29 protein-coding genes are annotated in these 24,016 nt (G+C 64.4%); 15 read left to right on the top strand and 14 right to left on the bottom strand.

The genetic code is table 11. The annotated features are described in order from the left end of the window. Positions 1–399: 399 nt before the first annotated feature. From glnK to sutA, 5 genes are all read left to right on the top strand, one after another. Entirely contained in the window at positions 400–738 is a 339-nt protein-coding gene (gene glnK / locus BM279_RS01885) for a P-II family nitrogen regulator (RefSeq protein ID WP_003096476.1), read from the top strand. Between the two features lie 40 nt (positions 739–778). Beyond that, positions 779–2,095 (top strand): ammonium transporter, encoded by a 1,317-nt coding sequence (locus BM279_RS01880; RefSeq protein ID WP_027908905.1) that lies wholly within the window; start codon positions 779–781, stop codon positions 2,093–2,095. A 118-nt stretch (positions 2,096–2,213) separates the two neighbouring features. Continuing rightward, entirely contained in the window at positions 2,214–3,467 is a 1,254-nt protein-coding gene (locus tag BM279_RS01875) for an ammonium transporter (protein ID WP_093500422.1), read from the top strand. A gap of 132 nt (positions 3,468–3,599) precedes the next feature. After that, the gene (locus tag BM279_RS01870) at positions 3,600–4,025 is read left to right on the top strand and encodes a secondary thiamine-phosphate synthase enzyme YjbQ (RefSeq protein WP_093500420.1); all 426 of its coding nucleotides are present in this window, start codon (positions 3,600–3,602) and stop codon (positions 4,023–4,025) included. Positions 4,026–4,101: 76 nt separating this feature from the next. Continuing rightward, on the top strand, positions 4,102–4,422 hold the full coding sequence (gene sutA, locus BM279_RS01865; protein ID WP_013789502.1) for a transcriptional regulator SutA: 321 nt from the start codon (positions 4,102–4,104) through the stop codon (positions 4,420–4,422). A gap of 244 nt (positions 4,423–4,666) precedes the next feature. Here sutA and BM279_RS01860 read toward each other — a convergent pair whose 3' ends face one another. Genes BM279_RS01860 through lptM form a run of 6 tightly spaced genes read right to left on the bottom strand, consistent with a single transcriptional unit; the run spans position 4,667 to position 9,234 of the window. Further along, positions 4,667–5,362 (bottom strand): HAD family hydrolase, encoded by a 696-nt coding sequence (locus BM279_RS01860; RefSeq protein WP_093500418.1) that lies wholly within the window; start codon positions 5,360–5,362, stop codon positions 4,667–4,669. Then, the gene (xerC, locus tag BM279_RS01855) at positions 5,359–6,261 is read right to left on the bottom strand and encodes a tyrosine recombinase XerC (protein ID WP_093500416.1); all 903 of its coding nucleotides are present in this window, start codon (positions 6,259–6,261) and stop codon (positions 5,359–5,361) included. Before xerC ends, BM279_RS01860 begins: the two co-directional genes overlap by 4 nt. A 56-nt stretch (positions 6,262–6,317) precedes the next feature. Continuing rightward, a complete protein-coding gene (locus BM279_RS01850) occupies positions 6,318–7,013 on the bottom strand; it encodes a DUF484 family protein (protein WP_093500414.1) in 696 nt (231 codons plus the stop codon). Beyond that, positions 7,010–7,840 carry a diaminopimelate epimerase gene (gene dapF, locus BM279_RS01845; protein ID WP_093500413.1) on the bottom strand — a complete coding sequence of 277 codons (831 nt, stop codon included), beginning with the start codon at positions 7,838–7,840 and terminating at the stop codon, positions 7,010–7,012. Before dapF ends, BM279_RS01850 begins: the two co-directional genes overlap by 4 nt. Positions 7,841–7,845: 5 nt before the next feature. Beyond that, complete coding sequence (lysA, locus tag BM279_RS01840; RefSeq protein ID WP_093500411.1) at positions 7,846–9,093, bottom strand: diaminopimelate decarboxylase; 1,248 nt, start codon at positions 9,091–9,093, stop codon at positions 7,846–7,848. Between the two features lie 9 nt (positions 9,094–9,102). Further along, positions 9,103–9,234 carry an LPS translocon maturation chaperone LptM gene (gene lptM / locus BM279_RS01835; RefSeq protein WP_093500409.1) on the bottom strand — a complete coding sequence of 44 codons (132 nt, stop codon included), beginning with the start codon at positions 9,232–9,234 and terminating at the stop codon, positions 9,103–9,105. 181 nt (positions 9,235–9,415) lie between these two features. Here lptM and cyaY point away from each other — a divergent pair, with 181 nt between their 5' ends. The 3 genes from cyaY (at position 9,416) to rnk (ending at position 10,481) form a co-directional block, all read left to right on the top strand. Next, positions 9,416–9,748 (top strand): iron donor protein CyaY, encoded by a 333-nt coding sequence (gene cyaY / locus BM279_RS01830; RefSeq protein WP_093500407.1) that lies wholly within the window; start codon positions 9,416–9,418, stop codon positions 9,746–9,748. Next, entirely contained in the window at positions 9,738–9,941 is a 204-nt protein-coding gene (locus BM279_RS01825) for a DUF1289 domain-containing protein (RefSeq protein WP_093500405.1), read from the top strand. The genes cyaY and BM279_RS01825 overlap by 11 nt, the downstream gene beginning before the upstream one ends. Before the next feature lie 132 nt (positions 9,942–10,073). Beyond that, a complete protein-coding gene (gene rnk / locus BM279_RS01820) occupies positions 10,074–10,481 on the top strand; it encodes a nucleoside diphosphate kinase regulator (protein ID WP_027903920.1) in 408 nt (135 codons plus the stop codon). 94 nt (positions 10,482–10,575) lie between these two features. On the opposite strand, the gene BM279_RS01815 is transcribed toward rnk, so the two are convergent. The 4 genes from BM279_RS01815 to BM279_RS01800 all read right to left on the bottom strand — a co-directional run bounded on the left by BM279_RS01815 (position 10,576) and on the right by BM279_RS01800 (position 14,959). After that, positions 10,576–13,416 (bottom strand): class I adenylate cyclase, encoded by a 2,841-nt coding sequence (locus tag BM279_RS01815; protein WP_093500403.1) that lies wholly within the window; start codon positions 13,414–13,416, stop codon positions 10,576–10,578. Between the two features lie 107 nt (positions 13,417–13,523). Next, positions 13,524–13,769, bottom strand: a complete 246-nt coding sequence (locus tag BM279_RS01810; RefSeq protein ID WP_093500401.1) for a TIGR02647 family protein — start codon at positions 13,767–13,769, stop codon at positions 13,524–13,526. After that, entirely contained in the window at positions 13,759–14,607 is an 849-nt protein-coding gene (locus tag BM279_RS01805) for a substrate-binding periplasmic protein (protein WP_093500399.1), read from the bottom strand. The genes BM279_RS01810 and BM279_RS01805 overlap by 11 nt, the downstream gene beginning before the upstream one ends. 79 nt (positions 14,608–14,686) lie before the next feature. After that, on the bottom strand, positions 14,687–14,959 hold the full coding sequence (locus tag BM279_RS01800; RefSeq protein WP_093500396.1) for a hypothetical protein: 273 nt from the start codon (positions 14,957–14,959) through the stop codon (positions 14,687–14,689). Positions 14,960–15,120: 161 nt separating this feature from the next. On the opposite strand from BM279_RS01800, the gene BM279_RS01795 reads away from it, so the two are divergent. Together BM279_RS01795 and BM279_RS01790 are read left to right on the top strand one after the other, a co-directional pair. After that, complete coding sequence (locus BM279_RS01795) at positions 15,121–15,900, top strand: IclR family transcriptional regulator (RefSeq protein ID WP_093500394.1); 780 nt, start codon at positions 15,121–15,123, stop codon at positions 15,898–15,900. A 45-nt stretch (positions 15,901–15,945) separates the two neighbouring features. Next, on the top strand, positions 15,946–16,569 hold the full coding sequence (locus BM279_RS01790) for a 2-dehydro-3-deoxy-6-phosphogalactonate aldolase (RefSeq protein ID WP_093500392.1): 624 nt from the start codon (positions 15,946–15,948) through the stop codon (positions 16,567–16,569). Positions 16,570–16,596: 27 nt separating this feature from the next. On the opposite strand, the gene BM279_RS01785 is transcribed toward BM279_RS01790, so the two are convergent. Continuing rightward, positions 16,597–16,839, bottom strand: a complete 243-nt coding sequence (locus BM279_RS01785; protein WP_075960223.1) for a DUF4282 domain-containing protein — start codon at positions 16,837–16,839, stop codon at positions 16,597–16,599. Between the two features lie 200 nt (positions 16,840–17,039). On the opposite strand from BM279_RS01785, the gene BM279_RS01780 reads away from it, so the two are divergent. After that, a complete protein-coding gene (locus BM279_RS01780; protein ID WP_093500390.1) occupies positions 17,040–17,705 on the top strand; it encodes a glutathione S-transferase family protein in 666 nt (221 codons plus the stop codon). 1 nt (position 17,706) lies between these two features. Here BM279_RS01780 and BM279_RS01775 read toward each other — a convergent pair whose 3' ends face one another. From BM279_RS01775 to argH, 3 genes are read right to left on the bottom strand one after another with little or no spacing between them, the layout of a single operon-like run. Beyond that, positions 17,707–18,186, bottom strand: coding sequence for a GNAT family N-acetyltransferase (locus BM279_RS01775; RefSeq protein WP_093500388.1), 480 nt, complete (start codon positions 18,184–18,186; stop codon positions 17,707–17,709). A gap of 22 nt (positions 18,187–18,208) precedes the next feature. Beyond that, positions 18,209–18,754 carry an AAA family ATPase gene (locus BM279_RS01770; protein WP_093500386.1) on the bottom strand — a complete coding sequence of 182 codons (546 nt, stop codon included), beginning with the start codon at positions 18,752–18,754 and terminating at the stop codon, positions 18,209–18,211. Then, positions 18,751–20,145 (bottom strand): argininosuccinate lyase, encoded by a 1,395-nt coding sequence (gene argH / locus BM279_RS01765; protein ID WP_093500384.1) that lies wholly within the window; start codon positions 20,143–20,145, stop codon positions 18,751–18,753. The genes BM279_RS01770 and argH overlap by 4 nt, the downstream gene beginning before the upstream one ends. 219 nt (positions 20,146–20,364) lie before the next feature. Here argH and BM279_RS01760 point away from each other — a divergent pair, with 219 nt between their 5' ends. The 4 genes from BM279_RS01760 (at position 20,365) to BM279_RS01745 (ending at position 24,004) form a co-directional block, all read left to right on the top strand. Further along, positions 20,365–21,441, top strand: a complete 1,077-nt coding sequence (locus tag BM279_RS01760; protein WP_093500382.1) for a sensor histidine kinase — start codon at positions 20,365–20,367, stop codon at positions 21,439–21,441. Then, complete coding sequence (locus tag BM279_RS01755; RefSeq protein WP_093500379.1) at positions 21,438–22,184, top strand: LytR/AlgR family response regulator transcription factor; 747 nt, start codon at positions 21,438–21,440, stop codon at positions 22,182–22,184. The genes BM279_RS01760 and BM279_RS01755 overlap by 4 nt, the downstream gene beginning before the upstream one ends. A 111-nt stretch (positions 22,185–22,295) precedes the next feature. Further along, positions 22,296–23,234, top strand: a complete 939-nt coding sequence (gene hemC, locus BM279_RS01750) for a hydroxymethylbilane synthase (RefSeq protein WP_093500377.1) — start codon at positions 22,296–22,298, stop codon at positions 23,232–23,234. After that, positions 23,231–24,004: a uroporphyrinogen-III synthase gene (locus tag BM279_RS01745; RefSeq protein WP_093500375.1), complete on the top strand. Its 774-nt coding sequence runs from the start codon at positions 23,231–23,233 to the stop codon at positions 24,002–24,004. The genes hemC and BM279_RS01745 overlap by 4 nt, the downstream gene beginning before the upstream one ends. Positions 24,005–24,016 lie beyond the last annotated feature (12 nt).

Genomic DNA, 24,016 nt, shown 5'->3' with positions numbered 1-24,016 from the left:
GGAACCTTCCAGAATGAGTTGGCGGCAGTGTAGCACGCCGGTTTTTGCCCACCGGTACAGTGACCTTGCACCAATGGTGTGCGTGACGCAGTGCGGTTTGGCGCTCTTCTGGTGCGATGGCTTTCGCGTGACGCCGATCACAACCGCCTGCAGGCCCGTAAGTTCCTGAAAAGCGGCGTTTTGCCGGTATTGGCAAGATTTCTGCTTAGAGGCTCATGACCCATGCACCGATGCGGTTCGGATGTCGCGAGCGGGCGGACGTGGTTCACCGGGAGCAGTCGGTGGTATCGGATCAGCCCGTCTTGGCAACCGATGCATACAAAAGCCAGACACTGAGCTTAGACTTGGGCCGGGGTAACAATTCCTGGGGCAAGTCCACCTTACACGGGAGAGAGTTTCATGAAACTAGTCACTGCCATCATCAAGCCGTTCAAGCTGGACGACGTCCGCGAATCGCTGTCGGAAATCGGGGTGCAAGGCATCACCGTCACCGAAGTGAAAGGCTTCGGTCGTCAGAAGGGTCATACCGAGCTGTATCGCGGCGCCGAGTATGTCGTCGATTTCCTGCCCAAGGTGAAGATCGACGTGGCTATCGCCGACGATCAGCTGGACCGCGTCATCGAGGCCATCACCAAGGCCGCCAACACCGGCAAGATCGGTGACGGCAAGATTTTCGTCGTAAACCTGGAACAGGCGATCCGCATCCGTACCGGCGAAACCGATACCGACGCGATCTAAAGCTCCGCCCCTACCCCCTTAACGTCCCAGGAGTTAAATCATGACTCTGCGAAAAATCGCAGGGCTTGGAGCCCTTTCGTCCCTGTTTTTCCCAAGCCTGGTCATGGCTCAGGAGAAAACCCTGAATTCCGGTGACACGGCCTGGATGCTGACGGCCACTGCGCTGGTGCTGTTCATGACCATTCCAGGCCTGGCACTGTTCTACGCCGGCATGGTGCGTTCCAAGAACGTGCTGTCGGTGATGATGCAGTGCTTCGCCATCACCGCGTTGATGTCCCTGTTGTGGTTCGCCTACGGCTACAGCCTGGCGTTCGACACCACCGGGATGGAAGCCGGCGTCACCAACTTCAGCTCCTTCGTGGGCGGCCTGGGCAACATGTTCCTCGGCAACCTGACCAAGGAATCGCTGACCTCGGCCTTCCCGGAAAGCGTGTTCATCACCTTCCAGATGACCTTCGCCATCATCACCCCGGCGCTGATCGTCGGTGCCTTCGCCGAGCGCATGAAGTTCTCCGCGATGCTGGTGTTCATGACCGTGTGGTTCACCCTGGTCTACGCGCCTATCGCGCACATGGTCTGGAGTGGTGACGGTGCCCTGATGTGGGACTGGGGCGTGCTGGACTTCGCGGGCGGCACCGTGGTGCACATCAACGCCGGTATCGCCGGTCTGGTGGCGTGCATCGTGCTGGGCAAGCGCAAGGGCTTCCCGAGCGTGGCCATGGCACCGCACAACCTGGGCTACACCCTGATCGGTGCGGCGATGCTGTGGGTCGGCTGGTTCGGCTTCAACGCCGGCTCCGCTGCCGCGGCTGACCAGACCGCGGGCATGGCCATGCTGGTCACCCAGATCGCCACCGCTGCTGCGGCCCTGGCCTGGATGTTCGCCGAGTGGGTCGCCCACGGCAAACCGAGTGCGCTGGGCATCGCATCCGGCGTGGTTGCCGGCCTGGTCGCCATCACTCCGGCTGCCGGCACCGTCGGCCCGATGGGCGCGATGATCATCGGCCTGGCTTCCGGCGTGATCTGCTTCTTCTGCGCCACCAGCCTCAAGCGCAAGCTCGGCTACGACGACTCGCTGGACGTGTTCGGCGTGCACGGCGTGGGCGGTATCGTCGGCGCGCTGCTGACCGGTGCCTTCGCAGCCCCGGCTCTGGGCGGTTTCGGTGAGGTCGAAAACATCGGCCTGCAACTGTGGATTCAGTTCAAGGGCGTCGCCGTCACCGTGATCTACACCGCCGTCGTCACCTTCGTGATCCTCAAGATCATCGATGCCGTGATGGGCCTGCGCGTGACCGAAGAAGAAGAGTCGGTCGGCCTCGACCTGGCTCAGCACAACGAGCGCGGCTACATCCTGTAAGTACCAGCGGCCCGCTGACTGTGGCGGGCCGACAGCACACGGAGTGCGCCCGGAGCCAACCCGGGCGCCTCGACCGCACAGCGCACCCCCCTGCGCAACGGCCTGAGGTGAATAAAAAATGGACAACACAGCACTGACTGCTCTGCAGTACGGTTTCGATACCTTCTACTTCCTGATTTGCGGCGCCCTCGTCATGTGGATGGCCGCCGGCTTCGCCATGCTCGAGGCGGGTCTGGTTCGGGCCAAGAACACCACCGAGATTCTCGCCAAGAACGTGGCGCTGTTCGCCATCGCCTGCATCATGTATCTGCTGATCGGCTACTACATCATGTATTCCAGCCCCGAGGGCGGCGTCCTGCCGAGCTTCGGTTTTCTGATCGGTGACGAAAACACCGTCGAGTCGGTACTGGCCGGTGGCGAAGATGCCCCCTACTACGCCGCCCGCTCGGACTTCTTCTTCCAGATCGTGTTCGCCGCCACCTGCATGTCGATCGTTTCCGGCGCGGTGGCCGAGCGCATGAAACTCTGGTCGTTCATCGCCTTCGCGGTGGTGATGACCGCCGTCATCTACCCCGTGCAGGGCTTCTGGAAATGGGGCGGTGGCTTCCTCGACGCGGCCGGTTTCCTCGACTTCGCCGGCTCCAGCGTGGTGCACATGGCCGGCGCCGCCGCGGCCCTGGCCGGGGTGATTCTGCTCGGTGCGCGCAAGGGCAAGTACGGCGCCAACGGCCAGGTCAACGCCATTCCGGGCGCCAACCTGCCGCTGGCAACCCTGGGCATGTTCATCCTGTGGATGGGTTGGTTCGGCTTCAACGGTGGCTCGCAGCTGAAGATGAGCACCATCGAGGACGCCAACGCGGTGGCCCAGGTGTTCGTCAACACCAACATGGCAGCGGCCGGCGGCCTGATCGCCGCGCTGATCGTGGCACGCATCCTGTTCGGCAAGGCCGACCTGACCATGGCGATCAACGGTGCGCTGGCCGGCCTGGTGTCGATCACCGCCGAGCCGCTGACGCCGACCGCGCTGCAGGCCACCCTTATCGGCGGTGTGGGCGGCGTGCTGGTGGTGTTCGCCATCGTCGGCTTCGACAAAATCAAGATCGATGACCCGGTCGGCGCCATCTCCGTACACGGCGCGGCAGGCATCTGGGGCACCCTGGCGGTCTGCCTGACCAACCCGGAAGCCAGCCTGGGCGCGCAGCTGCTGGGCATCGCCTGCATCTTCGCCTGGGTGTTCATCGCCAGCCTGATCGTCTGGAGCATCATCAAGGTGGTCGCCGGTCTGCGGGTTTCCGAGGAGGAAGAGTACGAGGGCGTCGACCTGGTCGAGTGCGGCATGGAAGCCTATCCCGAGTTCACCGGCAAGAAATGATGGGGGAGGCGCAGGGCGCCGACCATCATCAGTAAAAATGATGGTCCACACCGGCAAAAGGGCGCTCAGGCGCCCTTTGCTTTTTTGTCCGGCACGCTAGAATGCGCGCGTTGAAAAACGAGGGCGACGAGCATGTGGCAGCAACGGCTGATCACCCTGCGGCCACGGGCGCGAGGCTTCCACCTGGTGACCGATGAACTGCTGGATGCATTACCGGAACTGGCGAGCTACAGGGTGGGTCTGTTACACCTGTGGCTGCAGCACACCTCGGCGTCCCTGACGGTCAACGAGAATGCGGACCCTGCGGTACGCCGCGACTTCGAACGCTTCTTTCGCCGCCTCGTCCCCGAGGATGCGACAGGCTTTGAGCACTGCTACGAAGGCCCGGATGATCTGCCGGCGCATTTCAAGTCGAGTCTGCTCGGCGTTCAGTTGCAGTTGCCGGTGAGTAACGGGCGTTTGGCGATGGGCACCTGGCAGGGGATTTACCTGGGCGAACACCGCGAACAGGGTGGCGCTCGCCGCGTGCTGGCAACCTTGCAAGGTACGGCAAATTGAATTTTTTCCAGGCGTTCGGCAACGTCGGACGACTGGGCTATAACTAACCTGCTTTTCGCAAGTCATGAGGCTGAACATGAGCGACGAAGAACTGGAACAAGACGAGCTGGAAGGCGCAGACGAGGACGACGGCGAGGAGCTGGCGGCCGCGGATGGTGATGTTGCCGATGACGACAGCGAGTCCGATAGCGCGGCACCTGCCAAGGGCAAAGCCAAGAAGGCCGTCGAGGTCGAAGAGCTGCCCAGCGTAGAAGCCAAGCAGAAGGAACGCGATGCGCTGGCGCGCGCCATGGAAGAGTTCCTGGCCCGTGGTGGCAAGGTTCAGGAAGTGGAGCCCAACGTCGTATCCGACCCGCCCAAGAAGCCTGACAGCAAGTACGGCAGTCGCCCCATCTGACGCGAACGCCGGATTTGAATGCAAAAGCCCGCCTGTGAAGGCGGGCTTTTGCGTTTGTGGCGGTTGCTTTGTGTGGCGCAGAGAAAACCGCTGATTGCGGGGGCCGGGTGGGAGCGCGCCATGCGCGCGAAATCACGGGCATGGCCCGTTCCCACGGTACCCTGAGCAACCGGTTGTGCTTCGCTCAACGCTTCTCAAGTCATCGAGGCCCAGTCATGCAGGGTGGGCTTCAGCCCACCAGCTCTTATCCCCAGCGCTGCAACAGCGCCGGCAGCTCGCCAAGACTACGGATCTGCGCGTCGGCTTCCTTCTCGCCAGCCCAGGCCTTGCCCTCCGGGTTGAACCACACCGCACGCCAGCCGGCCGCCTGGGCCCCGGCGATATCGTCGCCGGGGTGGTCGCCGATATGCACCGCCTGCTCGGCCTGCATGCCGGAGCGGGCGAGGGCCTCCTCGAACGGCCTGCGATCGGGTTTGCCGACGCCCAGTTCTTCGGCGCAGAGGATGAAGCTGAAGTAGTCCGCCAACCCCAGGCGACGCACGTCAGCGTTGCCATTGGTGATCACGCCCAGGCTGTACCGATTGGCCAGCAGTTCCAGGGTGGTGACGGTGTCGCTGAAGAAGGTGATGGCGTGGCGTGCTTCGAGCATCGTCTGGAAGGCGGCCTCGGCTAACTGCGCGGCTTCCTCGGGGGCATGGCCGACGCCCTCCAGCGCATGGCGCAGGGTGCGTCGGCGCAGTTCGCTGAGGCGGTATTTCAGGTTGGGCTCGGCCTCCAGCAGACGACCGCGAACCTGGCCCAGGTGATCCACCGGCTGGCTCGCCAGGCGCGGTGCGTGGACGCTGATCCAGTCGCGCATGGCGGCCTCGGCACCGAGAATCACCGGGCGGTTGTCCCACAGCGTATCGTCGAGGTCGAAGGTGATCAGGCGGATGCTCATGAATCCTGTTCCTTGCGGCGCTTGGCCCGTGGGTGAGCACTGTCGTAGACCTTGCTCAGGTGCTGGAAGTCCAGGTGGGTATAGACTTGCGTGGTGGCGATATCGGCGTGGCCGAGCAGCTCCTGCACCGCGCGTAGGTCCTGGGACGACTCGAGCATATGGCTGGCGAACGAATGGCGCAGCATGTGCGGGTGAATGTGCTGGCCGAGCTCGCTGACACCCGCCTGGCGTACCCGCAACTGCACGGCGCGGGCGCCGATGCGGCGGCCCTGGCGGCTGATGAATACCGCGCCATCGGCCGGGTTGGCCAGTGCCCGCAGCGGCAGCCATTGCTGCAGGGCTTCACGGGCCTTGCTGCCCACTGGCAGCTCGCGCACCTTGCTGCCCTTGCCGGTGACGCGCACCAGGCCGGCGGGTAGATCGAGCCAGTCGAGGTTCAGTGCGACCAGCTCCGACAGGCGCAAGCCGGACGAATAGAACAGCTCGAGCATGGCGTGATCGCGGCGGGCGATGAAGTCGTCTTCCTGGGCGCCGTCGAGCAACTGGGTGGCGCGGTCCACGTCCAGCACTCTTGGCAGCTTGCGTTCGCCCTTGGGTGGCGTCAGGCCGGTGGCTGGATCGTGTTTGCAATGGCCTTCGCGTATCAGGTAGCGGTACAGACCACGGGTCGCCGAGAGCAGGCGCGCCAGGCTGCGCGCCGATTGGCCTTCCTTGTGCAGGCGGGCGACCAGGCGGCGAAGGCGAGCGATGTCGAGTGCGGCCCAGTCACTCAGGTCTTCCTTTTCGCAATAAGCGAGCAGTTTGGTGAGGTCGCGGCGGTAGCCATCCAGCGTATGGGCTGACATCTGTCGCTCGCTGCGCAGGTGTTCGAGGTAGGCATCCAGGTGGGCGACAAGCATCAACGGGCGGCTCCGTGACGAGAGGGCGCAACGCTTGCGCCCCTGTGGACGGCGCGTTACCTGACCGAGCGCAGCGGCGCGGAGAAACGTGGCAGCACGCGCGACAGCACTTCGGCGATGTAACCGAGGAACAGCGTACCCAGCGAGCTCTTGTAGTGCTGCGCATCGGCACTGCCGATCGCCAGCACGCCGTGCAGCCCTTGATGGGACAGGCCCACCACGGCGGCCGAACCGACCTCGTTGCCGGCTTCGCCGAAAAGGAACTTCAGCTCGTGCTCGCGCAGCACCCCACAGATGGTCTTGCCACCGGCCAGCAGGCCGCCAATGGCCTGGTGCGCCTCGGCGCTGCTGACGCTACGGCCGACCGGCAGTGGCGTATCGCTGAACAGGATCAGGCCCACGAACGGCACCTGGAATTCGCGTCGCAGGCTGTCTTCCACGCAACTGACCACTTCCTCGAGGCTGCTGGCGTCCATCAGGTCGAGTACCAGGCGGCGGGTCTTGTCGAACAACCGGTCGTTGTCACGGGCCACGTCCATCAGGTGCGACAGGCGCTGGCGCATCTCGATATTGCGCTCGCGCAGCAGTTTGACCTGACGCTCGACCAGCGACACGGTATCACCGCGCTGGTGCGGAATGCGTAGCTCGGGGATCAGGTCATCGTGGTCGATGAAGAATTCGGGGTGCAGGCGCAGGTAGGCGGCGACCGTTTCCGAGTCCAGGGGCTTGGGCGAATCCTGCTGGTCAGTCATAGGCGAACCTGTCCTTCGTACACGCGCACGGCGGGGCCGGTCATCATAACGGGCTGGCCGGGGCCTGCCCACTCGATGTGCAGCTTGCCGCCCGGCAGCTCCAACTGTACGGGCGAGTCCATCCAGCCCTGGCGGATCGCCGCGACGGCGGCGGCGCAGGCGCCAGTGCCGCAGGCCTGGGTTTCCCCAGCGCCGCGCTCCCAGACGCGAAGGCGGCCACGCTGACGATCAATCACCTGCAGGAAGCCGACGTTGACCCGTTGCGGAAAGCGCGGATGGTGTTCCAGCTTCGCGCCCAGTTCGTGCACCGGAGCGCCGTCGACATCATCGACGCGCAGCACGGCATGGGGGTTGCCCATGGAAACGGTGGCCAGTTGATGGTCCTTGCCATCGACCTCGACGGCATAGCTCAGCGCTTCGCCATCGGCCTGGAACGGGATCTGCTCGGGTGCCAGGCGCGGTGCGCCCATGTCCACGGTGATCAGGCCATCGGCGCGCACGTTCAGCTCGATGATGCCGCCTTTGGTTTCCACGCGGATGTTCTTCTTCACCGTCAGGCGCTTGTCCAGCACGAAGCGGGCGAAGCAGCGTGCGCCATTGCCGCACTGTTCCACTTCGCTGCCATCGGAATTGAAGATGCGGTAGCGGAAATCCACGTCCGGGTGCTGCGGCGGCTCGACCAGCAGCAGCTGATCGAAGCCGATGCCGGTGTGGCGATCGCCCCACTGCTTGGCGTGCTTGGGCTGGATGTGGGCATGCTGGCTGACCAGGTCGAGAACCATGAAGTCGTTGCCCAGGCCATGCATCTTGGTAAAGCGCAATAACATGGGCATCACTCCGGCAGGCGGCTTTCGCCCGCGAAGAGCTCGTCCAGGGTTTCGCGGCGCCGCACTTCGTAAGCCTGCTCGCCGTCCACCATCACCTCGGCGGCGCGGCCGCGGGTGTTGTAGTTGGAACTCATCACGAAGCCGTAGGCACCGGCCGAACGCACGGCCAGTAGGTCGCCTTCTTCGAGCACCAGCTGACGATCCTTGGCCAGGAAGTCGCCGGTCTCGCAAATCGGCCCGACCAGGTCGTAATTGCGCGCCTCGCCGTCACGAGGCTGCACCGCCGATACGTCCATCCAGGCCTGGTACAGGGCTGGGCGGATCAGGTCGTTCATCGCCGCATCGATGATGGCGAAGTCCTTGTGTTCGGTGTGCTTGAGGTATTCCACCTGAGTCAGCAGCACGCCGCCATTGGCGACGATAAAGCGGCCCGGCTCGAACACCAGGGCCAGGTCACGACCGGCCATGCGCTGGCGTACCGCGGCGATGTAGTCGCCGACCTGCGGTGGCTGCTCGTCGCGGTATTGCACGCCGAGGCCGCCGCCCAGATCCAGGTGCTTGATGACGATGCCGCGCGCGGCCAGCTTGTCGACCAGCAGCAACAGGCGATCCAGGGCATCGAGGAATGGCTCTAGTGTGGTCAACTGCGAACCGATGTGGCAGTCGACGCCGATCACTTCGATGTTCGGCAGTTCGGCGGCGCGGGCGTAGACCGCCTCGGCCTGCTCGATGTCGATGCCGAACTTGTTTTCCTTCAGGCCGGTGGAGATGTACGGGTGGGTGCCGGCGTCCACGTCCGGGTTGACCCGCAGCGAGACGGGCGCCTTGACGTCCATCTCGGCGGCGACCTTCTGCAGACGCTCGAGCTCGACGCCCGACTCGACGTTGAAGCAGTGCACGCCGACTTCCAGCGCGCGGCGCATGTCGTCGCGGCTCTTGCCCACACCGGAGAAGACGATGCGGCTCGGCTCGCCACCGGCCGCCAGCACGCGCTCCAGCTCACCGCTGGAGACGATGTCGAAACCGGCGCCGAGGCGCGCCAGCACGTTCAGCACGCCGATATTGGAGTTGGCCTTGACCGCGTAGCAGACCAGATGCGGCATACCCGCCAGCGCATCGGCGTAGGCGCGGTACTGCCCTTCGATGTGGGCGCGCGAGTAGACGTAGGTGGGCGTGCCGAAGCGCTGGGCAATGGCGGACAACGCCACACCTTCCGCGAACAGCGAACCGTCGCGGTATTCGAAGGTGTTCATGGGTGGCCCTTATTCGTGTTGGTCGTGCGACGAGCCGGACTGGTTATCATCCGGCAGGTACAGCGGGCCTTTCTGGCCGCAGCCGCCGAGCAGGGTGGTGACGGCGACGAGCGCGATGAGGGCAGTGAACAGCCGCTTCATGGTCAAATCCTTGTAATAAAGCATAATTGCCCCCGAGTATACCGACCCCCCGGCATGTTGCCTATGCGCCGGGGTTCCCGTCCGGCGGGGCTTTGCCCTGGCTGGCTGACCTGTGCAGGCACCGCAGTCCTTGGCCCTGGCGTTGGTCCGATGCAGCTGAATTTTTCATGAGGTAAGTGCAATGAGTTTGAGCGAAGCCCGTTTCCACGACTTGGTCGATGCGGTGCAGCAGGCGCTGGAAGACATCTTCGACGACAGCGACCTGGATATCGATCTGGAGAACTCCGCGGGCGTGCTGACGGTGCGTTTCGAAAACGGCTCGCAACTGATCTTCAGCCGCCAGCCGGCGCTGCGTCAGCTTTGGCTGGCGGCCCGTTCGGGAGGTTTTCACTTCGATTACGACGAGGACAATCAGCGCTGGATCTGCGACAGCAGCGACGAACTGCTGAGCGAGATGCTCGAGCGTATCGTCGCCGAGCAGGCAGGCGCCGAACTCGAGTTCGATGAAATCTGAAGATGCCGGCAAGCCCGCGCCGGGCGCCACTGTGGTGGCCTCGCCCTGTCGCCGGCGCTGCTGCCTGAACGAGGCCGAGCGCTGCCTGGGCTGCGGGCGACTGCTGGCGGAAATTCTCGAATGGGGCAACGCCAGCGACGAGCGTCGGCGGGTTATCCGCGACCTGGCCGAGCGGCGCCTGATGGACGGGTGAGCCGGCTCTTGTTTATTTGGGTGGCTGTGTTACGGTCAGCCTGGCTTCTGCAAAATGAGCTTCTGCAAAAACCCCGTCGTTTCGATGGGGTTTTGCTTTTTTGGCGTCCAGCAAAGGAGATATGCCCGCACCATGGCCAGCACACCGTCCATCACCATTACCCGCCTCGATCTGCAGCGCCTGGAGCAACTGCTCGATGGCCTCGATGAGTTTGGCCCGACCGCCGAAGCCCTGCAGGCCGAGCTTGACCGCGCCGAGGTGGTTGGCCACGAGCAGATTCCGGCCGGGGTGGTGACCATGAATTCGCGTGTGCACTGCCGCGAGGAAGGGAGTGGCAAGGACTATCACCTGACCCTGGTCTATCCCCAGGACGCCGGCGGCGAAGGCAAGGTATCGATCCTCGCGCCGGTCGGCGCGGCTCTGCTGGGCTTGAGCGTTGGCCAGCACATCGATTGGCCGGCACCGGGCGGCAAGGTGCTCAAGCTGACCCTGCTGGAAGTCGAATACCAGCCGGAAGCGGCAGGCGAATACGCTCGCTGAGTTGCACCCGACTCGGCGCCGTTCCCTCTGCCGAGTCGGCTTCCTTCTTGGCCCGGATCGCGCCGCGATTCGGGTTTTCAGGTAACGCCCATGATCAGGACGTGCGCAGCGCGCCGTTCAGTGCCTCTTCGAGGCTGGCCTTGTAGCGCAGGTAATGCACCACCGAGGGCTGCCGCTCGCCGAGCAGAGCGGAAAGGTCGAGGTCGGTGATGTAGCAGGGATACGGTTGCTGCTCGCTGCGCTGGGCGAGAATGTGCCGAGCCACGTTGGTGAATAGCTGTTCGCCGTGTTCAAGCTCGGAAAACTCCCGGTGGTTGCAGAACAGGCTGACGTAGGCGCGTGGGCCGTTGCCCGGCTCGACGATGGCCTGAACGTCATAGAACGGCAGGCTGACTTCGTTCAGCGGCGCCGGTCTGGGCTCCAGGCGCTGCGCACGCAGCGGAGCGGCCGGCAGCAGTTGGTGGTAAAGGATTTCGAGCGGTTGCTGCGGGCCTTCGAGGGCCTGGGCGGCGTCGCGCCGGTACAGCAGCGATTGCAGGAAGCGGTGCAGCGGGGTCAGCAGGCTGGTTTCGTTATGGAACGGCACCTGGCTGCGCCACAACGCGCCGCATTCGTCGAGCACGTTGATCTGCGCCAGGCCTTCCGTTTCGTGCAGGCGATAGAACACCTGGATGCACGCCGGGCGTCCGGCCTCGAGGATCAGCGCCAGGTCTTCACCTTCCAGCGCGTTACGGTCCAGGCGCAGCGGGCTGTATTCGGCGCGATCCTGGGCTAGGTGTTCGAGCAGCGTGGGCAGATCCTCCAGCATGCTGTGCCGCACTCTGCCAGGCGTCAGGTCGAGCAGGTGATAGCGGCGGGCGATCTGCAGCAGGTAGCGCTGCTGCTGGCCGCTATCGAGGCAGTCGACCAGCTCATTCAGCAAGCCCTCGACGCGCTCGACGATGGTCGTGGCGCGGTTGCGGCAGTAGCAGAACACCCTCAGGTTGGGGCGTTCATCGCGACCAGGCATCGCGTTGAGTACATCGCTCAGGCAGTCGAGCAGGGCGGTGGGCCCGTCGTAGCGCTCGACCAGCAACTCGTTCCAGCTGTTTAGGGTGATGCGGTCCAGGGTCAGCACCAGGTTGTCGCGCACGCCGGAATAGCCCAGTGGGTCGGTGCGCTCACTGGTCATGTGCACATTCATCTGGCTGTGCTGCCGCAGCGGATCGATGCCAACGTTGATCAGCAGCAGTTCTTCGGCAGGCCGGCGTGGGCGTGCCAGAGCGGCTTCGGTCACGCTCGCCAGGGGCATCGGCAGGGCCTGGGCCAGGCAGCCGAGCAACTGGCTCAGCTCGACTTCGGTGAGGTCGCTGTCACCCGGATGCAGCGACAGGTGCGTGCCGCTGTCGATCACGCCATTGCGATGGCTCCAGGCGAGCAGCTCGATCAGGCTGCGGGCCTGGCGCAGCGGGGCGAAATCCTGCCATTCCTGGGCGCCGAGGCTACCGCTGTAGAGCGCCCAGCGCTCGCCCTTGGGCGACGGATTATGCACCAGAGTCAGGGTGTCTTCGCCCAGGTCCGGGGCGATGCCCGGGTTGATGAATTCCACCTTGCCGGCGCGGCGTTCGAAGGCAGCGTACAGGCGCCGACCCAGCACGGCCAGGTCGCGGCTGCTGGCCGCCACACCGTCAGGGCGCTTGCGCGCGAACAGCGACAGGAAGCGGTAGCTGTAGTTGAGTTCGTTGACCAACGCCTGGCGTTCGGCGACGACCTGTCGGACCTTCCACTGGCTGCGGCTGTCGAGCAGGATCAGCTGGCGCTCGCCCCAGCCCCACTCACCAGTCAGCCGTTCGAGCAACAGGCGCTGCCAGCTCTTTTCGCGGTGGCGCGGCGGCTTGCTAATCTTCTTGTTGACCTTCAGGTACAGGCAGCGCCTGACCAGTTCCAGGCGCTCGGTTTCGCCGCGTGCCTGCAGGTATTGCTCCAGGCGGCGGTAGATCAGCACGTAGGGGTCCAGCTCGTCGAGGTCGAGCAGGCCGTCGTAAACCGCCTGCTTGAAGCGCAGCGACAGGCAGCGCACCTGGGGATGTTCGCTGGCGTATACCTCGGTGAGCAGTAACTTGAGCGCTGACTTGTAGGGCGACTCGATGCCCTTGAACAGTTGCCACATACCGGCGCCGAGAAACTCACCGGCCGGCACCTCGGCCAGGTGGCCAAAATCCAGTACATCTTCGGCGCGCACGAAACGCTTGCTCAGCAAGGCTTCGGTGACATGGGCATAGCGATGCTCGTCGTCCGCCGGCACCAGCCACCACAGCGGCATACGCCCGCCCAGCCAGATCGCCGTGCGGTAGAACTCGTCGAGGAGCAGGAAATGCTGGGTGGTGCCGCAGTCGTCCGAGGTCAGCCGCGCGTCCCGTAAACCGCTGCGAAAACGCTCGGGGTCGATCAGGAAGAAATGCGCTTCGGCGCCCTGGCTGGCCGCCCAGCTCTGCAGCAGGTCGCACTTGCGTTGCAGCGCTTCGCGTTCGCCAGGGTCGAGCTCGCTGGCATGACAGACCCACAAATCCATGTCGCTCTGTTCGGCCTGGGCCACGGTGCCCAGGCTGCCCATCAGAAACAGGCCATGGATGGGCGTTGGCGCCGGCGCGCGAGCCGGTTTGTAGGCGAAGGAGCGGGTCAGGCGCTGGGCTTCGGCCAGCAGCTGCGCCGAAGGCTCGAAGTGCGCCAGACCAGCCGGCGTCTGCGCCGACACGTAGCCGGGCAGTAACGGATGATTGACGTGAAACAGCAACGGTAACAGCGTCAGCACTCGTTGCTGGCGGGTCGACAGGGCCTGCATCGCGCGCTGCTGGCGGCCGTGGTTGATGCGCATGAAGCGTGCGCGCAGCTGCGTCAGCACCTTGCGGTCGATGCCGTCATCGATATTGGGTCGCAGGGGCAGGTGGCGCGTCATGCTCGGGCTCGGCCGGGTGATGAGCAAGCCTACAGGCGCGGCGCACCTGCTCGCAATGGCGTTCGGGAGAGGGCCTGCCGCCTCGGACGGCAGGCGTGTTCAGGCGGTCAGAGCGCTTTGCCGGTGGTGAGGATGGTTTTCAGGCTTTGCGCGTGTTCGGCAGCTTCGTGACCCAGGCGGGTCAGGTAGCCGCCATCCGGGAGGGTGATCAGGCCCTTGCCATGCAGGCGCCCGGCAGCGGCGACGGCGGATGAGGCGGCATCGTGGTGGATCTTCAGACCCTCCTGTCCATTGTCCAGGTTGAACAGCAAAAGAATTTCCAGTTCGGCGACCAGATCGGCATTAAAGGCCATGGTGACTCCTGCCTGTTGTTGTAGTGCACGGCTCGGGCCGTGGATCGCGGGTTCGCCCCGCAGGCGAAGTGTAGTCAAGGCGGCGGCAGTTCGCCGGAACGTGCTGCCAGCGCTCGAGAATCTTCTGGTAACGGCCATCTTTGTGCAAGACGCGCATGCCCTGTTCGAAGTGCTTGAGCAGCGCGGCTGCATCGGGATTGTGACGCGAAAAACTTAAGTAGAGCGTGGGGCTGTCGAGGGTCTCCAACGCCACGAACTGGTCGGCCAGTTGCGGGTTCTCGCGAAACAGCGCCTGGGCGGTGCCGCGGTAGGCGGCCACGAAATCCACGCGGCCGCGCTGCAGCATTAGAAAACCGCTGAGGTCGCGGCGCACGGGGATGCGGATCACCTGCTGGTCATTGTCCAGGCGCGCGCCGTATTCGTAGCCGATGGTCACCGCCACCTTGCGCCCGGCGAGACTCTGCGGCTTGCCGTTTGCTGGCGTTTCACCGGCGCGGGCCCAGAGCAGGATGTCGTCGCTGAACAGTGGCTCTTCGGGGATCAGATAATCGGCGTCAATGCGCGCATCCGGTGCGGTGTTGAAGCAGGCCGCCAATATGCCTTCTTCAGTCATCTGCATGCAGCGGGCGTAAGGGTAGGGCACCAGCTGCACCGGCGTGTCGCTGGCGGCGAAGGCGGCCTCGACGATCTCCACCGACATGCCCTGCACGCGGCCGTCGCGGTAGGCGGTGTAGGGATACCAGTCATCCTCGGCGCCGATGCGCGGCACCTGCCCGGCCAGGGCGCTGGTGGCGAGCAGTAGAGTCAGGCACAGGCTAAGGGATGTGGAGTAACGCATCCGGGCTTATCCACAGGGGCGTTGTGCAACCATAGCAGTGCCCACCGCGGGAAAGAAGGTGGCTGGCTGTCGCGCGGGCTCAGGCTTCGTCGGGCAGGGTCGGCAGGGCGCGCAACAGGCGCTCATAGTTCTCGGCATCGAAGGGCCGATCTTCGCGCAACATGGCGTCCACTTCGTGGGCCAGCACCATGGCCATCATCTGCACGCTTTCCTCGCGGTCATGGCCGACCAGGGTCAGCTTGTTCAGCACCGCCTGGGCGAACGCCGGCTCACCGGACTCCAGCTGATTCTCGATGGCCTGAACCAGGGTGTTTTCGGTGAAGGTGTCGTCGTGCTCGTCGGCGCTGCTCATGGGGCGGTCCAGTCGGTCGGGAGAAAGTGGGCAGTGTAGGCAGGTGATTGGCTGCTGACCATGGATGTGGCGGCCAAAATATATTCCCGAATTGTGGGAGTTGATTTCTCATATTGAGAATTGCGGATCGCGCGACTACAGTCCTGCGTCTGGAGAAACTCATGCAAGCAGATCACGACAAACAGGCGCCGGCGGGCGCCCAGGCGCTGTTTCGCGGCCTGGCGGTCATCGATGCCGTCGCCCAGGGCGCCTGCAGCCTGGCCGATATTGGCGCCGCCATCGGCTGCTCGCGCAGTACCACTCACCGGTTGATCGCCGCCCTGGTGCAGGCGGATTACCTGCGCGCCCTGGGTGGCAGCAGTGGCGGTTATCAGCTGGGCCCGCGGCTGATCGAGCTCGGCTACAAGGCTCGCGCGCAGATGCCGCTGAGCAAGCTCGCGCATGCGCATCTCGCTCGCTTGGCCCGGGCCACCCAGGACACGGTGCACCTGGGCGTGCGTGACGGCAGCGATGTGTTGTACATCGACAAGCTGCCAGGTAGTCGCGGTCTGGAAATGCGCTCGCGCATCGGCCTGCGCATGCCGCTGGCGCTGACCGGCATCGGCAAGGCGCTGATGCTCGATCTGCCGGAAAGCGAATGGCAGGTGCTCCATGAGCGCGACCGCCAGTTACGTGCCGGCAGCGCCGCGATGTCCTGGGAAGATTTTCGTGACCGCATGCGCGACTACGCCAGCGGCGGCTTTAGCCTCGATCTGGAAGACAACGAGCTGGGGATTCGCTGCGTGGCCGCGCCGATACGTGATGCCAGCGGGCAGATCGTCGCAGCCCTGAGTGTGGCCAGTGCCGTGCCCTATATGCCCGAGGCACGCCTGCATGACCTGCGACCCGAGGTTATTACCTGCGCGGCGGCCATTTCCGCCGAGCTTGGCTGGCGGCCCTGAGACCGAGCTTTCATCCATTTCCGTGACGCCCGAGGAGGGCCTGTAATGTCCGCTACCTACCTTCGCGAGCTGCCGTTGATCGCCATTCTGCGCGGCGTTGCCCCCGAGGAAATCGTGCCTGTGGGCCTGGCGCTCTACGAGGCCGGTTTCCGGGCTATCGAGATTCCCCTGAACTCGCCCGAGCCACTGCAGAGCATCGGCCTGCTGGCGTCCGAGCTGGGCGAGCGCGCGCTTATCGGCGCCGGCACCGTGCTCAGTGTCCGCCAGGTCGAGGAGGTGGCGCAGGCCGGCGGGCGGCTGATCGTTTCGCCCAACTGCAATACCCAGGTGATTCAGGCGACCCGCCAGGCCGGGCTGTTCAGCGCACCGGGCGTGGCGACGCCGAGCGAAGGTTTCGCGGCGATTGAGGCGGGTGCCGATGTGCTCAAACTGTTCCCGGCCGAACAATTCAACCCGCAGATCGTCAAGGCATGGCGCGCGGTGTTCGCCCGTGACGTCGCGTTGTTGCCGGTGGGTGGTATCACGCCAGCGAACATGGCCGACTACGTAGCGGCGGGGGCGAGCGGCTTCGGCCTGGGTTCGGCGCTGTACAAGCCCGGCATGGGCGTTAGCGAAGTGGCTGACAACGCCGCCGCATTCGTCGCAGCCTGGCAGGCGATCCAGCGCTGAGCCGAGTCGCCTGCCTTGCGTCTGGGGTCAGGGGCGGTTGGCGATCTTCTGCAGGTTCTCGTGGATCTTGAACAGCACGATCATCAGCTCGCAGCCGATCCGTGCGCCGATCACTCCGCCGATCAGGGTGCCCAGGCCGCCGAGGAAGCTGCCGTAGGCGCCGAACATCATCGTCAGGCTGCTTACGGCCACGCTGAGCAGCATCAGCCAGTAGACGAAGGTGATGATTTTCGGGGTGAGCATTGCGTCGAAGAAGAACAGATTCTTCATGGGAGAAACTCCAGTCCATGGGTTGGCATAGGCCCGGTCGCTGGCGCCGCCAAGCGTAGTCGGCGACGTCGGGCGGGCGCAGGGTAGCAGTCGTCACTGGCGGCGGCCAGTTGTCCGAAATGCCCCTGGCGGCCGGCACGCAATGCCGCTAGCGTGTAGCCCTGACCGAGCCCGGTCTGCCTACCAGAGGAAACGTATCCATGCTCAGGCTCCATGGTTTCGCCGTCAGCAACTACTACAACATGGTCAAGCTCGCCCTGCTGGAGAAGGGGTTGCCGTTCGAGGAAGTGCAGGTCTTCGCGTCCCGCGACGAGGCCTTCCTGGCGATCAGCCCGCGCGGCAAGGTGCCGGTGCTGCAATGCGCGCATGGCTACATCAGCGAGACCTCGGCGATTCTCGAATACCTCGAGGCGCTGGGCCAGGGGCCATCGCTGTTGCCTGGCGATGCCTACAAGCAGGCGCGGATACGCGAGCTGGCCAGGCACATCGAGCTGTATATCGAGCTGCCGGCTCGTGCCTGCTACGCCCAGGCGTTCTTCGGTCTGCAGGTCGACCCGGCGATCCAGGCCAAGACCCGTGAAGAGCTGCTGGCCGGTATCGATTCGCTGAAGCGCCTCGGCGCCTTCTCGCCCTACGTGGCGGGCGACAGCCTGAGCCTGGCCGACCTGTATTTCCTGTACAGCGTCGACCTGGCCGCCGCCGTGGCCCACAAGGTGTTCGCCATCGACCTGCTGGGCGATTTTCCCACGGCAAAAGAACTGCTCGACAGATTCGCCAAGAACCCTAATGTACAGCGCATCGCGGCCGACAAGGACGCGTTGATGGGGCCGTTCCTGGCCCACATGAAGGCGCGTTTCGGCGGTTGAATCAGCCGGCGGCGAAGCTCGTCAGGGCTTCGCCGGTCAGGCGATAGCCGATCCATTCGTTCTGCGGCCTGGCGCCGATCGATTCGTAGAAATCGATGGCGGGCGTGTTCCAGTCCAGCACCGACCACTCGAAGCGCCCGCAACCGCGAGCCACCGCCAGCTTGGCCAGGTGGCGCAGCAGCGCCTTGCCGGCGCCGACGCCGCGCTGCTGCGGGGTGACGTACAGGTCTTCCAGGTACAGACCGTGTTTGCCCAGCCACGTCGAGTAATTGAAGAAATACACGGCGTAGCCGATCGGCTCACCGTTCAGTTCGCAGATCAGACCGTGGGCGGTGCTGCCCTCGCCGAACAGGCTGTTCTCGATGCCGGCGACATCGGTTTTCACTTCGTGCTCGGCCTTCTCGTAGATGGCCAGGTCGGTGATGAAACGCAGGATCAGGGCGGCGTCTTCGCGTACCGCGGGGCGGATGTTCAGGGTCATGAAAGTCTTCCGATATAGAAATTTAACGATGCGGCAGGCTGGCCAGAAAGTTCTCGACGGCTTGGCGTGAGTCCAGGCGCAGGTAGGTGCAAGACGGTGAAACGTTGCGCATTTCTTCGCTGTAGCGCTGCCGGTAGACCGCGTGTCGCGTCCAGACCCAGGCCAGAATGGATTGCCGCGGGTCGAGTTTGAAGAGATTACTCCAGCGCTCGCGATTGCCGTTCCACAGCACCTCTCGCGTGGTGAGCCGGCGCAAGGTACGCCAGATCACCTGGCGCATGACCTTGTGGCGCGGCAGGTCGAGCCAGATGACCATGTCCGAGCGCTCGCGTACCAGCGGCCGCACCGCCGAATAGTTGCCTTCGGCGATCCAGCCGTCACCGTGCAGAGCTTCACGCGTTGCCTGCTGGAATTGCTCGGTGGGCAACGGTTGCCAGTTGGGTTGATGGAACAGTGCATCGAGCTCGATATGCCGGTAGCCCAGCTGCCGTGCCAGTTGGCGCGACAGTGTGCTCTTGCCTGCGCCGGAGCAGCCGACCACCGAAATCCGGCGGCCGGGAACGCTCATCGTGTGGCCAGCAGGTTCTGGCCGCGGGCCACCGCCGCACGCACCTGGGCCGGTGCGGTGCCGCCGATGTGGTTACGGGCATTCACCGAGCCTTCCAGAGTCAGCACGGCGAACACGTCCTGCTCGATCTGGTCGCTGAACTGGCGCAGTTCGTCGAGGCTCATTTCGGCCAGATCCTTGCCGCTCTGTACGCCGTACTTCACGGCATGACCGACGATTTCGTGGCAGTCGCGGAAGGGCAGGCCCTTGCGCACCAGGTAATCGGCCAGGTCGGTGGCGGTGGAGAAGCCGCGTAGCGCCGCCTCGCGCATGATTTCGCGCTTGGGCTTGATTGCCGGCACCATGTCGGCGAACGCGCGCAGGCTGTCGCGCAGGGTGTCGGCAGCGTCGAACAGTGGCTCCTTGTCTTCCTGGTTGTCCTTGTTGTACGCCAGCGGCTGGCCTTTCATCAGGGTCAGCAGGCCGGTCAGGGCGCCGAACACACGGCCGGTCTTGCCGCGCACCAGCTCGGGCACGTCCGGGTTCTTCTTCTGCGGCATGATCGAGGAGCCGGTGCAGAAGCGATCCGGCAGGTCGATAAACTGGAACTGCGCGCTGGTCCACAGCACCAGCTCTTCGGAGAAGCGCGACAGGTGCATCATCGCCAGCGAGGCGGCGGCGCAGAATTCGATGGCGAAGTCGCGATCGGAAACACCGTCCAGGGAGTTTCCGCCAACGGCGTCGAAACCCAGCAATTCAGCAGTGATCTCGCGGGCAATCGGGTAGGTGGTGCCGGCCAGTGCGGCCGAGCCCAGCGGCATGCGGTTGGTGCGCTTGCGGCAGTCGACCAGGCGCTCGTAGTCACGCGAGAGCATCTCGAACCAGGCCAGCAGATGATGGCCGAAAGTCACCGGCTGCGCGGTCTGCAGGTGGGTGAAGCCGGGCATGATGGTGTCCGCTTCGGCTTCGGCCAGGCCCAGCAGGCCCTGCTGCAGGCGGGTGATCTCGGCAAGGATGATGTCGATCTCGTCGCGCAGCCACAGGCGGATGTCGGTAGCTACCTGGTCGTTGCGCGAGCGGCCGGTGTGCAGCTTCTTGCCTGTGACGCCGATGCGGTCGGTCAGGCGCGCCTCGATGTTCATATGCACGTCTTCCAGATCAACGCGCCAGTCGAACTGACCGGCTTCGATCTCGCCCTGGATCTGCTTGAGGCCGTCGACGATGGCGTCGCGCTCGGCATCGGTGAGCACACCGACCTTGGCCAGCATGGTGGCGTGGGCCATGGAGCCCATGATGTCGTGGCGATAGAGGCGCTTGTCGAATTCCACCGAGGCGGTGAAGCGTGCGACGAAGGCGTCGACGGGCTCGCTGAAGCGGCCGCCCCAGGACTGATTGGTTTTTTCTTGGCTCATGAATGTGGCTCGGCTGTAGGCGTGTTCGGACGGATCAAGGCTGCCCGTCATGGCGGAAAAGTGTGTCGATGATAACAGACCCGACACCCTGCGCAGTGGCCGGTGCGAGTGTCGCCTGGGTCACAGTTTCGTCCCTCGGCCACGCGTTTACGCGGCTTATTTCGCCTGCCTGCCACGGGCTCTCTTGCCGGTTGCGCAGTGCACGCCGAAACTGCCGAGATGAACGACAAACGCAAGACCTCGCCCCCCCAGGCGCCGAACGATTTCTTCGTGCCCGAACTGTGCCAGCCCGAAGCGCTGCTCAGCACCGTGCTGCTCGCCGAATTGCTGGTGCTGGTACTGGTGCTCGCCGAGCCGATGTTGCCCGGTTTCGACTGGGTGCGCCTGGCGCTGACCTCGCTGTTCGTGCAGTGGATCATGCTGCTGTCCTCGGCACTGTTGTGTCGGCTGCGGCCGCTGCTCGCCAGGTTGCGGGCGATGTGGGCGGGGGCGGCCTGCTGCGCCCTGGTTGTTGGGCTGACGATGGGCTGCACGGCGGTGGCCGACTACTACGATCTGGGCGGGCCGTTGCCCCATGAGGGCGAGGTCAACCTGTACCTGCGCCATGCGCTGATCAGCCTGATCATGTCAGCGTTGCTGCTGCGTTATTTCTACCTGCAGAGCCAGTGGCGGCGTCAGGAGCAGGCCGAGCTGCGCGCGCGCATCGAGTCGCTGCAGGCGCGCATCCGCCCGCACTTCCTGTTCAACAGTTTGAACAGCATCGCGAGCCTGGTTGTCACAGATTCTGCCAGGGCGGAACAGGCGGTGCTGGATCTCTCCGACCTGTTCCGGGCAAGCCTGGCCAAGCCCGGAAGCCTCGTCAGTTGGAGCGAGGAACTGGATCTGGCACGGCGGTACCTGTCTATCGAGCAATACCGGCTTGGCGAACGGCTACAGTTGCAGTGGGATGTCGACGATGTTCCCGCTGACCTGCCGATTCCTCAGCTGACTCTGCAGCCGCTGCTGGAGAACGCTCTGATCTACGGTATCCAGCCACGTATCGAGGGGGGACTGGTGCAGATATCAGCCACATACAACGATGGTGTATTCCATCTCAGCGTCTGCAACCCCTATGAGGAGGGCGGCGCACCCATGGCCTCGCGCGGTACGCACCAGGCACTGGCCAACATCGATGCACGGCTTGCGGCACTTTTCGGTTCGCAGGCCAATCTCAGTGTGGAGCGCCGCGATGGCCTTCACTACACCCGTCTACGCTACCCATGTGCAAGACCCATGCAGGAAGCCAGATCATTATGAATGTCTTGATCGTTGATGACGAACCCCTTGCCCGTGAGCGCCTGAGCCGAATGGTGGCCGCGCTGGACGGCTATCGTGTGGTCGAGCCCTCTGCGAGCAATGGCGAAGAGGCGTTGGCGCTCGTGGAGAGCCTCAAGCCCGACGTAGTGCTGCTCGACATCCGCATGCCGGGCCTCGACGGCCTGCAGGCCGCCGCCAGGCTCTGCGAGCGCGAGGCGCCGCCAGCGGTGATCTTCTGCACCGCCCATGATGAATTTGCCGTGGAGGCCTTTCAGGTCAGCGCGGTGGGCTATCTGGTCAAACCCGTGCGTCCCGAGCATCTTGAAGATGCGCTGAAGAAGGCCGAGCGCCTCAACCGTGTGCAATTGGCTGCACTGACCCGCCCAGCCGCCGAAAGCGGCGTCGGCCCGCGCAGCCACATCAGCGCGCGGACTCGCAAAGGTATCGAGCTCATCCCCCTGGACGACGTGATCTACTTCATCGCCGACCACAAGTACGTGACGCTGCGTCATGACGGTGGAGAAGTACTGCTCGACGAGCCGCTCAAAGCCCTCGAAGACGAATTCGGTGATCGCTTCGTGCGTATCCACCGCAATGCCCTGGTGGCCCGCGAGCGCATCGAGCGCCTGCAGCGCACTCCGCTGGGTCACTTCCAGCTGTATCTGAAGGGGCTTAATGGCGATGCGCTGGTGGTCAGCCGCCGCCATGTCGCGGGTGTGCGCAAGCTGATGAACCAGATCTAGCGAATCAGTAGCAGAGTCGCGAGCAGTAGGGCGAAGGGTCGCAGCCGGCTTCGGGCCGGCGCCCCGTGAGCCTGTTATCATTCGCGGCAACTGGTTTTCTGGAACGTCCGCATGACCCGCGAAATTCGCATCGCCACCCGCAAGAGTGCCCTGGCCCTGTGGCAGGCCGAACACGTCAAGGCCCGTCTCGAACTGGCCCACCCGGGCTTGCGGGTGAGCCTGGTGCCGATGGTCAGCCGTGGTGACAAGTTGCTCGACGCGCCACTGGCCAAGATTGGTGGCAAGGGCTTGTTCGTCAAGGAACTGGAAACCGCGCTGCTCGAAGACCAGGCCGACATCGCCGTGCATTCGATGAAAGACGTGCCGATGGATTTCCCGGAAGGGCTCGGCCTGTTCTGCATCTGCGAACGTGAAGATCCGCGCGACGCCTTCGTTTCCAATACCTATGAAAGCCTCGACGCGCTGCCGGCCGGCAGTGTGGTCGGCACCTCCAGTCTGCGTCGCCAGGCCCAGCTGCTGGCGCGTCGCCCGGATCTGAAAATCCATTTTCTGCGTGGCAACGTCAACACTCGTCTGGCCAAACTGGATGCCGGCGAGTACGACGCCATCATCCTGGCGGCGGCGGGGCTGATCCGCCTCGGTTTCGAAGATCGCATCCGCGCCTCCATTACGGTCGAGCACAGCCTGCCGGCGGGCGGGCAGGGCGCGGTGGGTATCGAGTGCCGGGTCGGCGATGCTCAATTGCAGCAACTGCTGGCGCCGCTCAACCACACCGAGACGGCGCTGCGCGTCACCGCCGAGCGTGCCATGAACAAGCGCCTCAACGGCGGCTGCCAGGTGCCGATTGCCTGCTACGCCATTCTCGAAGGCGAGCAGCTGTGGCTACGTGGCCTGGTTGGCGAGCCTGATGGCAGCCGCTTGCTGCGTGCCGAACAACGCGGTTCGGCTGAGGACGCCGAGCGCCTTGGCATCGACGTCGCCGAGGCACTGCTGGCTCAGGGTGCGGGCGAAATCCTCAAGGCCGTATACGGCGAGGCCGCTGCCGAGTGAGTGCCTGGCGCCTGCTGCTGACCCGAACCGAGCAGGAGGGCCAGGCACTGGCCCAAACGCTCGCCAGTGAAGGCATCCACTGCGCCTGCCTGCCCCTGCTGGGTATCGAGCAACTGCCAGAAACGCCTCAGCATGGCGCGACCATTTGCGACCTGCACCGCTACACGGCAGTGATCGTGGTGAGCAAGCCCGCCGCCCGTTTCGGTCTTGAACTGCTCGATCGGTATTGGCCGCAGCCACTATCCGATCAGCCCTGGTTCAGCGTTGGTGCCGGCACCGGGCAGATCCTCGCCGACTACGGCCTGACGGTGTTCTGGCCGAAAAACGGCGACGATAGTGAAGCGTTGCTGGAGCTACCCGAGCTGCAAGAACCCCTCAAGGCCGCGATGTTCCCGCGGGTGCTGATCATCCGCGGCGAGGATGGCCGTACCCTGCTTGCTGACAGCTTGCGGGCCCAGGGCGTCGAGGTGGACTATCTACCGGTCTACCGCCGCATGCTGCCTACCTACCCGGCCGGCACGCTGCAGCGGCTGATACAGGTGGAACGCTTGAATGGCTTGGTGGTCAGCAGTGGGCAGGGTCTGATGCATCTGCAGCAACTGGCGGCGGATGACTGGCCCACGCTGGCGCAGCTACCCTTGTTCGTGCCCAGCCCGCGTGTCGCTGAGATGGCGCGCGAGCTGGGCGCGGTTGATGTTGTGGATTGCCGTGGTGCCGACACTGCGGCGTTGTTGGCGGCCTTGCGTGCGCAGGCTTCGCCCGACTCTTGAAGCAAAGGATGG

The organism is Phytopseudomonas straminea, assembly GCF_900112645.1.
In the GTDB taxonomy this organism is placed as follows: Bacteria; Pseudomonadota; Gammaproteobacteria; order Pseudomonadales; family Pseudomonadaceae; genus Aquipseudomonas; species Aquipseudomonas straminea.
The sequence above is the reverse complement of the archived record's forward strand: the minus strand, read 5'-3'. Positions and strand labels throughout refer to the sequence as shown.